The sequence below is a fragment of the Pantoea sp. B550 genome (genome assembly GCF_024158165.1).
Lineage (GTDB): Bacteria > Pseudomonadota > Gammaproteobacteria > Enterobacterales > Enterobacteriaceae > Pantoea > Pantoea alfalfae.
In genome coordinates, this window is record NZ_JAMYXI010000003.1 from 3,861,149 (window position 1) to 3,875,300 (window position 14,152).

Consider the following 14,152-nt stretch of genomic DNA (forward strand, 5'->3'; position numbering starts at 1 on the left):
TACTATACTGGAGAGCATCATGCAGCAGAACCATCCCCGCGTGCGCATCATCAATGAGCAGTTGCTGTCAGATAACTGGTATACCCTGAAGAAATATACCTTCTCGCTGCTGCGCCGTGACGGCCGCTGGCAGGAGCAGAGCCGTGAAGCCTATGACCGCGGTAACGGCGCAGTGATCCTGCTCTACAACCGTGACAAACGTACGGTGGTGCTGACCCGTCAGTTTCGCTTTCCGGTTTTCCTGAATGGACATGATGGCTTTCTGATTGAAGCGGCCGCCGGTCTGCTGGATAACGCCTCGCCCGAAGCGCGTATTGTTGCCGAAGCGGAAGAGGAGACGGGTTTTCGCGTCAGCCATGTTCAGAAGGTGTTTGAAGCCTTTATGAGCCCCGGCTCGGTGACGGAGAAGCTCTATTTCTTTATTGCTGAGTATGACGATCAGCACCGCAGCGGCGAAGGCGGCGGAATTGCGGAAGAGGGTGAGGATATCGAGGTGCTGGCTCTCGATTTTGATCAGGCGTTACAGGCCATCGATCAGGGCAGGATTGTGGATGCTAAAACCATCATGCTGCTGCAGCATCTGCGACTCAAAGGTATCTTATAAGAAAGCGGGCAGAGCAACGTCTATGTGTTCTGCCCGTAAAGCTTACTGATCCTGCGTCAGAATGCCTTTAACATCATGTGGCTCAGAACGCAGATATTGCGGCGGAACCTGGACTTTGCCTTCCAGCACAGCCGCAGCGTGCCACGGCCAGCGTGGATCGTAGAGAATACCGCGCGCCAGTGCGACCAGATCGGCATCGCCCTGTTGAAGCACACCTTCCGCCTGCTGCGGTTCAGTAATCAGGCCAACCGCAATCACCGGAATCGACACCTGTTCACGGATATCGCGTGAGAACGGCACCTGGTAGTTAGGCCCCACGCTGATTTTCTGATCTTCCGACAGACCCCCACTTGAGACGTGGATATAGGCGCAGTTCAGCGCTTCCAGCTCACGTGAAAAGGCGATCGACTGCTCGATTTCCCAGCCGCCTTCGACCCAGTCCGTAGCAGAAATACGCACGCCTACCGGCACAGACGCGGGTACGGCTTCACGGACGGCTTTGAACACCTCCAGTGGGAAGCGCATACGGTTTTCCAGCGAGCCGCCATATTCATCACTGCGCTGATTCGACAGCGGCGACAGGAACTGATGCAGCAGATAGCCGTGTGCGGCATGGACTTCGATCAGCTCAATATCCAGACGCACCGCGCGTCGGGCGCTATCGACAAAGGCCTGTTTTACCCGCGCCAGATCGTCAGTGCTCATGGCAACCGGCTTCACTTCATCCGCGCTGTAGCTCAGTGCGGACGGTGCCACGGTTTGCCAGCCGCCGGCTTCAGGTGCAATCTGCTTACCGCCTTCCCAGGGTACGGCACACGACGCTTTGCGGCCCGCATGGCCGAGCTGAATGCCCACCGGAATAGAGGAGTAGCGGCGCACATCTTCCAGCACCGTTTTCAGCGCAGCTTCATTGTCATCATTCCACAAGCCCAAATCGCCGGGAGAGATACGGCCAATATCCTCTACGGCGGTGGCTTCAATAATCATCAGACCTGCGCCTGAAAAGGCCAGCTGGCCAAGATGGATACGATGCCAGGCGGTGGCATTGCCTGCTTCAGCGGAGTACTGGCACATCGGCGCAATCACAATGCGATTATCCAGCGTAAGTTCGCCCAGCGAGACAGTGGAAAAAAGTTGGCTCATGTTATCTCCATGGTTTTATGACTGACGTGACAGGCAATAACTATAGCGGGGGATTTGCCAGGCGGGTGTTTCTTCAACGTGACATTTTATGACTACGTACCGGGTAACGGGTAGATTGCAGCAATCCCTGCGGGTTCTGAAGCAGGGACTGATACGTTAATGGTTCAGCCAGGCTGTACTGTGCAGGTCTGGCTGAACCGGGAGTTTGTCGCGGAAGCTTCGTTACGGTTCGAACGTCAGGGAGTGAAAGTTAAGATCACCAGAGCGCATCGTATTGGCGTCAATGAGAGTAACGGGCATCTGGCCGCGGGACTGGCTGGGCAGGGTTCATTAAGACGTTCAGCTATTCGCTGTCATCAATTTTGCGGCAGGGTGACATGGTGGAGATCCTGCGCGACTGGCGTCCAGCGGGTTATTCGTTTCATCGGGTTTATCCGCAAAACCGGCACGTGAAGCAACGGTTACGGGGGGTTATCGACTGGCTGGTGGCGTGCTTTCCGGCGCGGGTTGCAGAAGAGTGAGGATCCGGCACCTGAGTGCCGGATTGGGCAAATTAGTTGCCGCGATAGGTTGAGTAACCAAACGGGCTCAGCAGTAACGGGATATGGTAGTGCTCACCGCTGGCGTCCATGTTGAACTCAACCGGGATCTCAGGGAAGAAGGTTTTCTGATTGGTTTTTTTATAAAAGTCACCGGTTTTAAACACGACACGGTAGCTGCCCGCGCTGGCCGTTTTGTCCTGCGGGAACAGGGCGCTGATGCGACCATTGTTATCGGTGACGCCTGACGCCAGTTTCACCCAGTTATCCTGCTGCTTCTGATCCAGTTCAACTTCAATACCGGCTGTTGGCTGGCCGGTTTGCAGATTAAGAACGTGCACGCTCAGTGGATTTTTAGCGGTAGCAGGCTGAGCTGCGATAGCGGATGCGCCAGAGGTCATCAGTAATGTTGCGATCAAAGCATATGAAGTTTTCATCAATGTTTCCTTTATTGATTAGTTGAAGTCGGGTGACAGTTCAGAAAGAGTAATGCGCCTGAGGGCAAAGAGATATTCAGCCGCAGGAAATGTGAAATTTCTGAGAAAAGACACACTTTTTTAGTTACATCATACAAATATCAAATATAAACCTCAGATCTGCTTCAGTGCAGACATTGCTTACCAGAATAAAAGTTCATGTTAAACCACTTCTCAATTCTGTCCTGAAAGCAGGGCGTTAACGGGTATGAATTGTCTTTATATGACGTGAGTCAATAAGTTACAGGCTTCACTAATGAAAATAGCCAGAGCGGCGCTGCACCCAGAGTAGCGCCGCTCTTTTTTATTACTCCTGCTGTCCTGATCCGGCATGGCAGCGCAGAGAATCCCTTCCTGGCAATGCCGGTAATCATTATCAGAAGGCATCAGGACGATGGCTATCGCCATACCACATAAACAACCCTATTCAGGACGACAAGCAATGAGAATGAGTAAACTGGCGCTGACCCTTATGTTACTGGCAGGCGCTACTGATGTTTCAACGGCAATGGCGACGGAGTCATCGACTGCCGATCCCGCCTTAAATAGCCCGGTGAATACCCAGCCTGCACCTGCAGCAGCAGCGGTTTCGCAACCGGAGACGAGCCCGCTATCGCCAGCCAGTACTGAAGCACCAGCCGCGACAACAACCGCTGCTGCATCGCAGCAACCGGCTGGTTCTGTAGCGACAACTTCATCCAGCCCGGCAATATCAGAGCAGCAATCCGTCGCAACGGTGCCAGAAGCTGCATCCGGTTCAGCGCCGGCAACGCAGCAGGCTGAGACTTCTGCACCGGTTCAGCCCCAATCGGACAGTAATCAACCGTCACCGGCTACAAAACCGACAGCTGATTCATCTTCCGGGGCAGAAATGAGTGAGCCACATCCGGCAGTAACCTCAGAGCAGCAGGCCACAGACGAAAACACCTCGCAAAAGCCTGCCCGGACTCAAGCTGCCGCCGACGAACCGCTGTTTACACCTGAACAGGAAGCCCGTATTGGCGAGATAGCACAAGCCTGGCTGCTGAAGCATCCGGAATTACTGGTTGAAGTGGATCAGAAACTGCAGAAAATTCAGTATGACGAGCAGATGAAAGCGATGACCACTGCGGCAATTAAACATCAGGATGAATTGCTGAATGATAAAACGGTACCTGCTATTGGGCCTGAGAACGCTAAAGTCGCGGTTATAGAATTCTTCGATTATCAGTGCAGCGTCTGTGCCCGTCAGGCACCTGTCATTCAGTCATTGATGAAAAATAATCCTCAGGTGCGCTTTATTTTTAAAGAGTGGCCGATTTTTGGCTATCGCTGGAAATCCTCTTTTGAAGCAGCCGAAACAGGTTTAAGAATCTGGCAGCAAAAGGGCGGCGATGCCTATATGAGTTACCACAATGCACTGTTTGCCAGTGGTCATATTGAAGGGGCGCTGACGCATAAAGATGTCACTAAGGCGGCTTCTGCAGCGGGTGCCGGTAAGTTAAAAAACAGCGATATGCTCGGGTCATTGTCGCGCACGGATATCCTGGCGAAAAATTCAGGCTTTCAGGGCACGCCGGGAATCATTGTGATGCCTGTAGCGGGTGCGACCGAAGAGACCGTAACGGTATTCCCTGGTGGCGCCATGGAATCGATGCTGCAGGATGCGATCGATAAAGCTCAGGGTCAGGCCGGCCACTAACAACGGCATACAGAATCATCTCGTCAGTTATCAACTGCCGGACATGTATCGACGGTCTGACCGAGACAGGGTGTATAACCGAACGGACTCAGCAGCGGGATAGGGTAGCGAGCACCGTTGGCGTGCATGCTGAACTTAACCAGAAAAAACACTATGCTTTTAACGTTTTTCAGACGCTCAGGCGTCGCGCTTGATTGCTGAAAATCGATACAGATAGCAGCAAAGTAGCCTGTTAATAACGAAAATAATCAGAGAGGGTAAAAGTGCCACATAAATAGCGTGCTATTTAGTAGTTTACAATCTAGATTCGTCGTGTCATTGTCCTGCCAACCAGATAGCACACTACTTAATAGCAAGTTAATTGGAATCCTGTGATGAAAATGAAACTGATCGCCAGTGCATTATTGTTAGCCAGCCAGATGAGTACCGCGTTTGCTGCACCCTCTGAAAACAGTCCGCAACCGACGGCAGGCGTGGCCGCTTTCCTGAAGGCGCTCAACAGCGGAAATGGTAAACCGATTGAGCAACTCTCCGTCAAAGATGCCCGAGCGGTATTAACGGGTGCGCAGAAGGGCACAGAACTGCCGCCGGCACAGGTTTCACAGAAGATCATCACCGTACAGGGCAAGCCTCTGACGCTGACCATCGTTAAGCCCGAGCACGCCAGCAGCACCTTGCCGGTGTTTATGTTCTTCCACGGCGGTGGCTGGGTGCTGGGTGATTTTCCGACCCATGAGCGACTGGTACGTGACATGGTGAATGCATCCGGCGCTGCTGCGGTATTTGTCAATTATCAACCATCGCCAGAAGCCCATTTCCCGGTGGCAATTACTCAGGCCTATGAAGCCACTAAATGGGTCGCCGAACATGGCGCTGAAATTGGCGTTGAGGGGAAACGTCTGGCGCTGGTCGGTAATAGCGTTGGCGGTAACATGGTGGCGGCGGTTGCCTTGCAGGCGAAACAGTTTAAAACGCCAACCATCCGTTATGATGTGATGCTGTGGCCAGTTACCGATGCGCGTTTCGACACCGCGTCGTATGATCAATTTGCTGACGGACATTTCCTGACGAAGAACATGATGAAGTGGTTCTGGGATAACTATACCGTTTCGGAAAAAGATCGTAATAACATCCTGGCATCACCATTGCGTGCCACCACTGAACAGCTGAAGGGGCTGCCGCCAACGCTGATTCAGACTGCAGAGCTGGATGTGTTACGTGATGAAGGTGAAGCGTTCGGTCGTAAGCTGGATGCAGCAGGCGTGCCGGTTACCGTGACGCGTTACAATGGCATGATTCATGATTACGGTTTGCTTAACGCGTTAAGTCAGGAACCCACGGTCAGAACGGCCATTAATCAGGCGGGTGAAGAGTTGCGTTCGCATCTCAAATAACTGACCGATCATGAATCCAACCCCGGACCGAATCGTCGTCCGGGGTTCTTACCAGACGGGAAGTTTGAAGGAATCAGTTCGAAGACGCAGGGCAGAGCGATTGCCGGAACACCAGGAAAGAACAGAGCAGTATCGAAGTGATAAGTGCGCTGTTAATATCTTATTTAACATAATATACATTATGCGCATACTCATTATGGCCGGAAGCGTGATGCTCTGTTGTATGGTCTGCTCACCATTTTGGGCTGATCCTGACGGTTTTCCTCTTTACAGCAAAATCTGTCAGAAACGATCACAATGTCTGCCTGGCCTTGTTATTGTCGCTTACTCTGTTCCGAAACTGAAATAATGTGATGCTACTTATTCAGCATGGCTTTCCCTGCGGGACAGCTTCTTCTGTGACGCTACACGCTATCCTCTTACCAACAAATCTGATGTCGAAAATGTGCAGTCGGACGATGCGATGACGGCTTCGCCCTTTGCGGCTGGCTGAATGTACTGCTGCGTATTCTGACCGTTTCTCTGCTCAGGTGCTTTGCACAACTTAAGCAGTGACGTCGCTACGTGAAAATTAGCGCATTCATCAGGGCTGTCGGCCACAAAAATGCTGTAGAGGCGTCTATACATCACCGCTTTATGTTCATCCTCATAGTCTGCCGTGCAAACCACTAAGTTGTCGTAATAGTCATACCGCCGGTGGTAAAAATGTATCCGGAAGAAATGCGATCGTTGCGTCTGTTACTTACTTCACGTCAGGGGCTGCCCGCGGACAAAGAGAGCCTCTACTGGTTAAATATTTATCAGATCCCTGCGCTGAAAAAAGAGCTTAACGCGGCTGAACGTAACGTGGTGTTACCGCTACGAATCCGGCTAAAAATCTTTATCCGGCCTGAGGGACTAAACGCCCCGCTGACCACCGATCCGGAAAAGCTCCGTTTCGCGGTAAAGGGAAATAAAATCGCCATAACGAATCCTACTCCCTGGTTCATGAGCTTGAATGTCTATTCTGAAGATCAGCAATCAATAAAAAATCTCACTCTTGCCCCACAATCTGATGCTTACATTGACAGTCACACTCCGCCGAAACCCGGTGAGTCAGTGAGTTATGCGGTGATCAATGACCAGGGGATTCCGGTTAATTACACGACAATCTTGAAGTAACCGGACGGGAGTGCCATCTGCCAACAGGCAGAGTGCACATAACACCGACCTTTTGCGGCAGTCCTGGGTGTCGCTACATGAATTCTGCGCATCTGATGGGGCTGGCAGTAGGCAGAATTTACCTGTGCATGGCGTTTTGAGAGGCTCATGAGGCGGTTCCGCAAGACAATCCATTTTAGCCGCGCTAGAGTTGCTGGCTTCCACTGTTTCAACAACGAGAAAAAATGAAACGCTTATTTGTCTATGGCACTCTCTGTCCGGGCCGCGAGAATGCCCATATCCTGGAAAATATTGGCGGAGAATGGCTGGCCGGTTCGGTTAACGGTACCTTCTATCAGCACGGCTGGGGCGCAGCGGCTGATTTTCCGGGCATCGTTCTGGATGAGCATGGCCCCGACGTGCCGGGTTATCTGTTTCTCTCCGACCAGCTGGATGCCCACTGGCCGATGCTGGATGCGTTTGAAGATGGTTACGATCGCGTCGAGGTTTGCGTTTCTGCCGAGGATAATCGGCAATACAGTGCGTGGATTTATCAACTCCAGCCGCAGGAAAGCCGCTGAGTTATTACCGCTGAACTTTTCCTGCATCAACCCTGCTTTCCTGCAGTGAGATGCACGCGCCCTGCTCTTATTGCAGGCTTCTGGCGCAGCAGGACGCGTTTATGACTGGTTTCAACCAGGCGTGTCTGGCCAGAGAATCGAATGCAACAGACTGAATTAAAAGCGGTATAATGCCTGCGCTTCACGCTCAGGCCATTGCTGGCCATTTATACCAGCCAACCTTTCCACTTTGCTGACCTTATTTTCCTGCCAGACAATCTATACGAGCACGCTGCCTGATTCTTAATTTGAATAAGAGCTAATGTATGATGTAACTAAAATCAGATCATCCGCTCTGGTCCTGGCAAGCACTCTCTTAGCCCCACCAGCCAGCCCTGTTACACCGGGTTAATCTGGCCAGCGCTGATGTGGAAATAGTGATACCCGAATATTAAACAGATGGATTAACGGTGCAACTGCACCACTCTCCTGTCGGGCAATCGGCTCTAGCCGCAGCAGTAACAGGTCCAGCTCATCCAGCAGATCCTGATGCGGCGCAAGCTGTAGCCTCTTCATCTTGCGCTTCAGATAGAGCGCCAGTTCGTGAAACATCTGTCCGCTATCAATCCGATGGCTTTCAAGCACCTCACGATAGCGCGCATAAAAATCATAGCAGTTAGCACCCAGCCAGGTTTCGGTAATCAGATACCCCCCCACCACGATATCCGGTACCGGATCGAGCCGTTTGCGCGGCAGAATCACGTTCACCCTGTCGAGCATCCGCGCAATAAATTGCTGGCGAGACAGCAGCGTGGCCGAATTGCGCTCCACCATTTTGATAAACCCTAACAGATCGCGAAGTCCGCGCTGCACCGCTCTTCTGGCAATCCATGACGGTCGTTTGTTACGGATCAACGCCGTCAGCACCACCGCAAACATAATCCCCACCATTGATGAGATGGCCGCATTAAGCGTGACGATCAGGTTCGGGACATAGTGATGGCTCAGGCCGATAAAGCCAGGGATCTGAATGGCAACACTCAGCCCCACCATATTGGTCGCCGGGTTAGCAATGACCAGACTCAGCAGCATCAGACCCGGCAGCAGACAGATCATCAGCGCCTGCAACGTGTTAGCCTGCGGGATCAGAAAGGCGATATAGAACAGACTGACCACCAGGGCAATCATTACCCCTTTCACGAACAGTTTCATAGGCGTTACCGGGGAATCAACGCCGGCAAAAAATGAGCTGATGATGGCCGCCATTAAAGGTGCATTCGCGCCATCGGCCCAGCCGCTGCCAATCCAGAACAGGCTGGAGAGAAAGGTTGCCAGAAAAGCGGTCAGCGCAGAGAGTCTCAGCAGCCCCTTGTCGATATGACGGTGTTCGCGGATATTGCGGATCGCCGCCCCATCTCCATGGCTATAGAGATCCCCGGCGCGCGCACTGACGTTCTCAAAGGCATCGGCAATACGGACAAAGTTAGCCATCCGCTCCAGCAGGCCGATCAGCAGCAGACTCTCTTCGGTGGCAAGCTGCCCTGCCCGCCATTGATTTTCCAGGGTGGCCTGACTGGCAGCAATCGCCTCACGCAGTCCGGCGATATCATTAATGCGGTCATGATGCAGCCACAGCAGAAACGCCTGAAATACATCGGTAACGCACTGCGGAAAACGGATATTCAGTTCGGCCAGCACACCCAGCCGTGCCTCAATCGCGGTCAGGGTTGGCAGCAGATAGGTCAGATGCTGATACTGCACGCTGACCAGACGAATGACATTACGCGCCGCTTCGCCCTCATAAACACAGTGGGTCAGCAGCGTTTCAACACTCAGTGGATAACCCGCCATCTGGATCAGGATATCTTCCCGCTCCAGCGATTTGTTCTTTGCCATCCCGCTAATCAGTTCATCGCATAATTTGCGCGCGTTCTGAAACCAGAGATTGACGCTCTGCCCCAGCAGATGGTGCATCGACACCGGGAACACCAGCCGGTGAACCAGCGTGCTGCAGAGGATCCCCAGCGTGATCTCCTCAATACGTGAAATCACGGTACTGATAATCGCAGATGGCGTATCCACATCGGGAAAGCCCATAATCGCCGCGCTGTAACCCGCCAGCATAAAGATATAGCTCTTCGGCGTGCGGTCATGCAGAGAAAGATACAGGCAGACCGTCACCCATAGCGACACACAGAGGCTGAACAGCACCGGCGACTGCACGGTTTCGGGATAGATTAGCAGAATAAAGATGCCGCCGAGCAGCGTGCCCATCAGACGAAACAGCGATTTCGAGACGGTCGAGGCGGCATAGAGTTGTGAGGTGACAAACACGGTGGTTAGTGCCCAGGCCGGTTTTTCAAAGTTGAGTAACAGCGCCACAGAGAGTGCGATAAACGCGGCAAGGGAGGTTTTGCAGGCAAACAAAACCGCGTTTTTGGTAAACCATTTCATCGAATGAGAGCAACCAGGAACTTTCTGAGGCGCGTATCCTGACAGATGCGTTTGGGTTTTACTCTCAGTTAAATTTTACAAATTATTACCGGCCTGAGGCGGCCGGTGCATTCTCTACCGGCGCACCAGCGCACGATGCTTATCCAGTAAGAAAGGGCGCAGATAGCCTACCGTGTTCGAGAGTAAAATCACCTCCCCGGACAACCGGATTTTCAGTACCTCGGTCAGGTAGGCTCTGCGCCGGGTCATACGCTGCCACACCGCCGGAAAACGGCTCGCCAGCTCGTCACGCAATGCGGCGTCAGCCAGTCCGACCGTATCTTCAATACTGCAGCCGCCATAACCCGGCACCGATGGGATAATATCAATCTGCAACAGCATACCGCTCTTCAGGGTCACTACTGAATCGGGATAGATGGGCGAGCTTAACCACTCTTCGTCAGCCACCAGATGTCCTGGATTGAGATGCCAGCCATATTGCGCTTTGGGCAGTACCGTTTCGATATGCGTATAGAGTTCGCCGCCGGTAATTCCGATTCGCAACTGCTCCAGCCAGCTGACCACAGCATGATAATAGGGGATCGCCAGCCGGTCTAACCAGTCAGAAACGTGACACTGTAACTCAGAAACCTCACTGACGACATACGCAGAGCGGCTGGTCAGGCCGCCTTTATAGCCGACCGTCAGTGAGAGTTTGTCGCCAGTTAGAATCTGTTTGTCTGACGGATAGAGCCGGGCCTGGGCGAAACGATCGCCGGTCGCGGCAATCGTGACGACACTGTTTGGCTGCCCTTCTGCATTCAGCCGTGCGCCTGACGCCTTCTCTGTCACACCCGGCGCTACGCTATCCAGCGCAGCCAGCATCGCGGTTGACGCAAGATTGGCGCCAGCCTCATAAAAGGCGACTTCATCGGCGCAGTTAACGCAACGCGCACCGAGGTCTGGCGAGATAAACAATCCGGTGGCGTTAACCAGATGCACATCGCCACCCGCCGCCTGAGCCGCTGCAGCGTAGACGAACTGCGGCAGATCAAAAAGCGCCTGCTGCCTGCCGGTAAACAGCTTCCAGCCCACCAGCCCGGTGCGTTCATCCGCCTTAATGCCTGCCTCTGTTAACAGCTGATCCAATGGCTGCTCCCCATGCATCGGCTGATTGGGCAACGAAAAGATCGGCGCATGCAGACAGCGTCCCGGATTGCGGGCAAAAGGCACCAGCTTGAGGTTCTCATTACCCATGATATAGGTAAGCTCGCCCTGCTGATTCACCACCAGCAGCGCCTCCTCAAAACGCGGAATGAATCCCGCCAGATATTCAAAATTGCTGCCGTGCTCTTTGTCGGCATAGATAATCAGTTGCGCAATCTGCTGCTGCTGCATCCGCTCAATAATGGCGACCAGACGGCGATGCAGTGTTTCATCTGATATCACAGGGCTGGCAGCACCGGGAAAGACCGGCGGTGACGGGATTGTTTTCAGGGCATAGCGATTGGCATCCATAACGCACTCCAGTGGCCAGATTGATGTGATTGTGATTCCCGTTCCCAGGGTAAACCTGAGGTTTCTCCTGTACGGTGCCACCATCACACAACTTACTCGTTGCGTGTTATCAAAAGAGGGACATTCACCTGTCACAGAGACAAGGAAGCCCGCACTAAGCGGGCTCTTTGTCTCATTTAACAGGCACGCCGGCATTCTCCAGCGCTTCAGCCTTTTCGGGATATAACTCCGACGTTCCGGCATTCATAATCACCGCGCCACAGCGGATGCAGTGATCGCCCTTTACATCCGGCACAACGTCCTCGGGATTACCCGTATTAAGACTGACGTCGCGCGTGGCGTACACAAACGCCTCTCCTTCACATCCCGGACACTTCATACCATGACTCTCCTGTTAAGCCTGTCAGATAAGCATAGCCGACAGGCTTTTAGCCATACACAGGAGGCGAGGTTTTTCAGGATAGTGCCAGCTTATAGCGCCATCACTCTTTGTGCCGCAGCCGCTCCAGCATAATCAGTGAATGACTGAAAATGGCGTCGGCGATGTGCTGTGGATAATCGGCCGGTAAGGCCTCGCGCACTGAGACCACCGCTTTGGGAAACTCACGGACGAAGAAGTCGAAGATCTGCTGCAAACTGTCACGATCAAAACTGACGCTTTTTGCCGTGGCGATAAAATGGCGCGGAAAGATTTTGTCGATTTCTGTCTTCTTCCCCTTAGTGGCACGCAGCCCCATCGCAAGCTTTAGTGCACGCCTGTTCAGGCCGGTACCGCCCAGCACCGGATAAGCGGAGATCACATCATAAAAGGGTGTCAGTCGATAACTGCCGCCGCGCTCAATAAACAGCGAGAAGTTTTTTGCGTGACCATCGGTAGCACCAATCAGCCACTGAAACACCTGGAACATCATAAAGCGATAGCGATCTTCAATGGCGTTGCTCGATCCCATCAGTATCTGCATTATTTCTGCAATGCCCGGCCCGCCGTCCGACGCATATTTGGTCGAGGATGGCAGCCCCAGCGCCTGACAGAAATCCTCCTGTGGCAGACGAATCAGCCGGGTTCGGTCGCGCGACCAGCGGCGATCAAAGCGCTCAACGGCCAGGGCGCGCATCTTACCGGCCCGGATAATCGTCGCCTGCGGCACATCAATACCCAGTGCGCGGGCCAGCGCCAGACAGAGATACTCATTCTCTACGCTTTCACGCATATCCAGCGTCGCGGCTGGCTGTTTAATCTCACCGATCGGCAGCTTAATGATGTGCGAGGTGGGCGTGGCACCGGCAGGAATGCTCCAGCCCTCTTCGGTCAGCAGCAGCGCCGTTTTCTCCTGTGCGCCCGCCACCGAAATGCGGAAGTCAGTCTCTTCACGCAACATCCCCAGCGGGATATCTGACTGATAGGCTGACAGCACACTCTCAAGCCGGGCTTCATCCAGCACCTCATAGCGAGCCTGCAGCGCGGGCAGCGGCATATCGGGCGGCAACAGCATAGTCGCCCCGACGCTGTCACGTCCCACTTCCTGCAACAGGTCAAACGGCTGACGGGATTTAATCTGGTAACGCGCCACGATTCTGTCACGAATCAGCGGGCTATCTGGCAGCAGGTTATCGAAGAAGTTAATCACGGCGTGTGAGGTGATTGCCTTAACCTGCAGCGGCAGAGAAAGTGACAGTGGCCTGGATAGCGGGTTACTCAGCCAGCCGGTGTCATACTGAAACTCATGAGCGCCATTCCGCTGCCGGGTGAGCACGCCTACCCGCTCGCCGTTCATCCACGCAATCAGCCTTTGCATTACCACGCATCCTCATCATGCAATTGAGGCGCACTGGCCTCCTCTTTTTCCACTACGTCCAGACTCACTTCCAGCGCCTGTAAAAGCTTAAACAGCGTGGCCAGCGAGGTAGTGTCAGGCGCATTTTCAAAGTGAGAGATGGTAGCCTGTTTCAGGCCAACCTTTTTCGCCAGTTCACTCTGGGTCCAGCCGTTGCGCTGGCGGATAAGCTTTAGCCGGTTTGCCAGCTGTAGCGGGCTGTATATCATGGGGTCACTCCTAAAGAATCACAGGCTGTAAGCATAGCGCAGAGGGTTTATCCCCGATAGGGTATAAAGCGCACTTTATACCCTATCGGGGATAATATACAGATTATACCTTTTAGAGGATAAAGTTGAATTTATCCTTTTTGAGGGATAAAGACAACGCATGGATAAGAGAGGAACAGGATGAGCACATTTATCCTTACCCATCAGCAAAACGACGACGATCGGGAAGCGCTACTGGCAGGATTAGGGGCTTACAACCGGCAATTTATCAGTCGGGAGAACTGGGGGCGGCTGTCGGTTTCTCACAAAGATGCAGAAGGTGTGTTACGCGGCGGATTGATCGCCTCGCGCAAAGGAAACTGGCTCTGTATTGATTATCTCTGGGTGGACGAAACGCTGCGTGGCAGTGGTCTGGGGCGTGCGCTGATGGAAGCGGCAGAGCAGGAGGCGGTTAAACTGGGCTGTCTCTTTGCGCTGGTGGATACATTTAGTTTTCAGGCGCTGCCGTTTTATCAGAAACAGGGTTATCAGCAGCAGATGTCCCTGCCCGATTTTCCGCAGGACGGCATGCAGCGCCACTATCTGACGAAAACGCTAAGCCCTGCGGCATCACGCTGACC

At 53.3% G+C, this 14,152-nt stretch carries 14 protein-coding genes and 1 pseudogene; 7 read left to right on the forward strand and 8 right to left on the reverse strand.

Going from position 1 to position 14,152, the window contains the following annotated elements; all coding sequences use genetic code 11:
* Window positions 1-19: 19 nt before the first annotated feature.
* Window positions 20-604 (forward strand): NUDIX domain-containing protein, encoded by a 585-nt coding sequence (locus NIM72_RS21145; protein WP_161734724.1) that lies wholly within the window; start codon window positions 20-22, stop codon window positions 602-604.
* Window positions 605-646: 42 nt separating this feature from the next.
* Here the strand turns inward: NIM72_RS21145 and NIM72_RS21150 are convergent, their stop codons facing one another.
* Window positions 647-1,747, reverse strand: a complete 1,101-nt coding sequence (locus NIM72_RS21150; RefSeq protein ID WP_161734727.1) for an NADH:flavin oxidoreductase/NADH oxidase — start codon at window positions 1,745-1,747, stop codon at window positions 647-649.
* A gap of 222 nt (window positions 1,748-1,969) precedes the next feature.
* Here NIM72_RS21150 and NIM72_RS21155 point away from each other — a divergent pair.
* Window positions 1,970-2,268 (forward strand): annotated as a pseudogene (locus tag NIM72_RS21155) (LysR family transcriptional regulator); the annotation flags it as partial.
* Between the two features lie 32 nt (window positions 2,269-2,300).
* Here the strand turns inward: NIM72_RS21155 and uraH are convergent.
* Complete coding sequence (gene uraH / locus NIM72_RS21160; protein WP_222924034.1) at window positions 2,301-2,723, reverse strand: hydroxyisourate hydrolase; 423 nt, start codon at window positions 2,721-2,723, stop codon at window positions 2,301-2,303.
* Window positions 2,724-3,250: 527 nt separating this feature from the next.
* The gene (locus tag NIM72_RS21165) at window positions 3,251-3,556 is read right to left on the reverse strand and encodes a hypothetical protein (protein WP_222924033.1); all 306 of its coding nucleotides are present in this window, start codon (window positions 3,554-3,556) and stop codon (window positions 3,251-3,253) included.
* A gap of 77 nt (window positions 3,557-3,633) precedes the next feature.
* Here NIM72_RS21165 and NIM72_RS21170 point away from each other — a divergent pair, with 77 nt between their 5' ends.
* From NIM72_RS21170 to NIM72_RS21185, 4 genes are all read left to right on the forward strand, one after another.
* Window positions 3,634-4,443 (forward strand): thioredoxin domain-containing protein, encoded by an 810-nt coding sequence (locus NIM72_RS21170; RefSeq protein ID WP_253421910.1) that lies wholly within the window; start codon window positions 3,634-3,636, stop codon window positions 4,441-4,443.
* 374 nt (window positions 4,444-4,817) lie between these two features.
* Window positions 4,818-5,837 (forward strand): alpha/beta hydrolase, encoded by a 1,020-nt coding sequence (locus tag NIM72_RS21175; RefSeq protein WP_253421913.1) that lies wholly within the window; start codon window positions 4,818-4,820, stop codon window positions 5,835-5,837.
* Window positions 5,838-6,524: 687 nt separating this feature from the next.
* A complete protein-coding gene (locus NIM72_RS21600) occupies window positions 6,525-6,998 on the forward strand; it encodes a fimbria/pilus periplasmic chaperone (protein WP_371876307.1) in 474 nt (157 codons plus the stop codon).
* Between the two features lie 224 nt (window positions 6,999-7,222).
* Entirely contained in the window at window positions 7,223-7,558 is a 336-nt protein-coding gene (locus NIM72_RS21185; protein WP_253421917.1) for a gamma-glutamylcyclotransferase, read from the forward strand.
* 387 nt (window positions 7,559-7,945) lie between these two features.
* On the opposite strand, the gene NIM72_RS21190 is transcribed toward NIM72_RS21185, so the two are convergent.
* The 5 genes from NIM72_RS21190 to hipB all read right to left on the reverse strand — a co-directional run bounded on the left by NIM72_RS21190 (window position 7,946) and on the right by hipB (window position 13,532).
* A complete protein-coding gene (locus tag NIM72_RS21190) occupies window positions 7,946-9,991 on the reverse strand; it encodes an FUSC family protein (RefSeq protein WP_253421920.1) in 2,046 nt (681 codons plus the stop codon).
* Between the two features lie 114 nt (window positions 9,992-10,105).
* Window positions 10,106-11,488, reverse strand: coding sequence for a Xaa-Pro peptidase family protein (locus tag NIM72_RS21195; protein ID WP_253421923.1), 1,383 nt, complete (start codon window positions 11,486-11,488; stop codon window positions 10,106-10,108).
* A 172-nt stretch (window positions 11,489-11,660) separates the two neighbouring features.
* A complete protein-coding gene (locus NIM72_RS21200; protein WP_099257387.1) occupies window positions 11,661-11,867 on the reverse strand; it encodes a type II toxin-antitoxin system MqsA family antitoxin in 207 nt (68 codons plus the stop codon).
* A 103-nt stretch (window positions 11,868-11,970) separates the two neighbouring features.
* Window positions 11,971-13,284 carry a type II toxin-antitoxin system HipA family toxin gene (locus tag NIM72_RS21205; RefSeq protein ID WP_161734778.1) on the reverse strand — a complete coding sequence of 438 codons (1,314 nt, stop codon included), beginning with the start codon at window positions 13,282-13,284 and terminating at the stop codon, window positions 11,971-11,973.
* Window positions 13,284-13,532, reverse strand: a complete 249-nt coding sequence (gene hipB / locus NIM72_RS21210; RefSeq protein ID WP_161734780.1) for a type II toxin-antitoxin system antitoxin HipB — start codon at window positions 13,530-13,532, stop codon at window positions 13,284-13,286. The genes NIM72_RS21205 and hipB overlap by 1 nt, the downstream gene beginning before the upstream one ends.
* A 180-nt stretch (window positions 13,533-13,712) precedes the next feature.
* Between hipB and NIM72_RS21215 the strand changes: the two genes are divergently transcribed.
* Entirely contained in the window at window positions 13,713-14,150 is a 438-nt protein-coding gene (locus NIM72_RS21215; RefSeq protein ID WP_253421926.1) for an N-acetyltransferase, read from the forward strand.
* The last annotated feature ends 2 nt before the right edge of the window (window positions 14,151-14,152 follow it).

Bases quoted from the DNA above. Each gene is read 5' to 3' on its own strand.
- NIM72_RS21190 (WP_253421920.1), bottom strand. From the start codon at position 9,991: ATGAAATGGTTTACCAAAAACGCGGTTTTGTTTGCCTGCAAAACCTCC.
- NIM72_RS21205 (WP_161734778.1), bottom strand. From the start codon at position 13,284: ATGCAAAGGCTGATTGCGTGGATGAACGGCGAGCGGGTAGGCGTGCTC.
- NIM72_RS21185 (WP_253421917.1), top strand. From the start codon at position 7,223: ATGAAACGCTTATTTGTCTATGGCACTCTCTGTCCGGGCCGCGAGAAT.
- NIM72_RS21200 (WP_099257387.1), bottom strand. From the start codon at position 11,867: ATGAAGTGTCCGGGATGTGAAGGAGAGGCGTTTGTGTACGCCACGCGC.
- NIM72_RS21175 (WP_253421913.1), top strand. From the start codon at position 4,818: ATGAAAATGAAACTGATCGCCAGTGCATTATTGTTAGCCAGCCAGATG.
- NIM72_RS21215 (WP_253421926.1), top strand. From the start codon at position 13,713: ATGAGCACATTTATCCTTACCCATCAGCAAAACGACGACGATCGGGAA.
- hipB (WP_161734780.1), bottom strand. From the start codon at position 13,532: ATGATATACAGCCCGCTACAGCTGGCAAACCGGCTAAAGCTTATCCGC.
- NIM72_RS21195 (WP_253421923.1), bottom strand. From the start codon at position 11,488: ATGGATGCCAATCGCTATGCCCTGAAAACAATCCCGTCACCGCCGGTC.
- NIM72_RS21170 (WP_253421910.1), top strand. From the start codon at position 3,634: ATGAGTGAGCCACATCCGGCAGTAACCTCAGAGCAGCAGGCCACAGAC.
- NIM72_RS21150 (WP_161734727.1), bottom strand. From the start codon at position 1,747: ATGAGCCAACTTTTTTCCACTGTCTCGCTGGGCGAACTTACGCTGGAT.
- NIM72_RS21145 (WP_161734724.1), top strand. From the start codon at position 20: ATGCAGCAGAACCATCCCCGCGTGCGCATCATCAATGAGCAGTTGCTG.
- uraH (WP_222924034.1), bottom strand. From the start codon at position 2,723: ATGAAAACTTCATATGCTTTGATCGCAACATTACTGATGACCTCTGGC.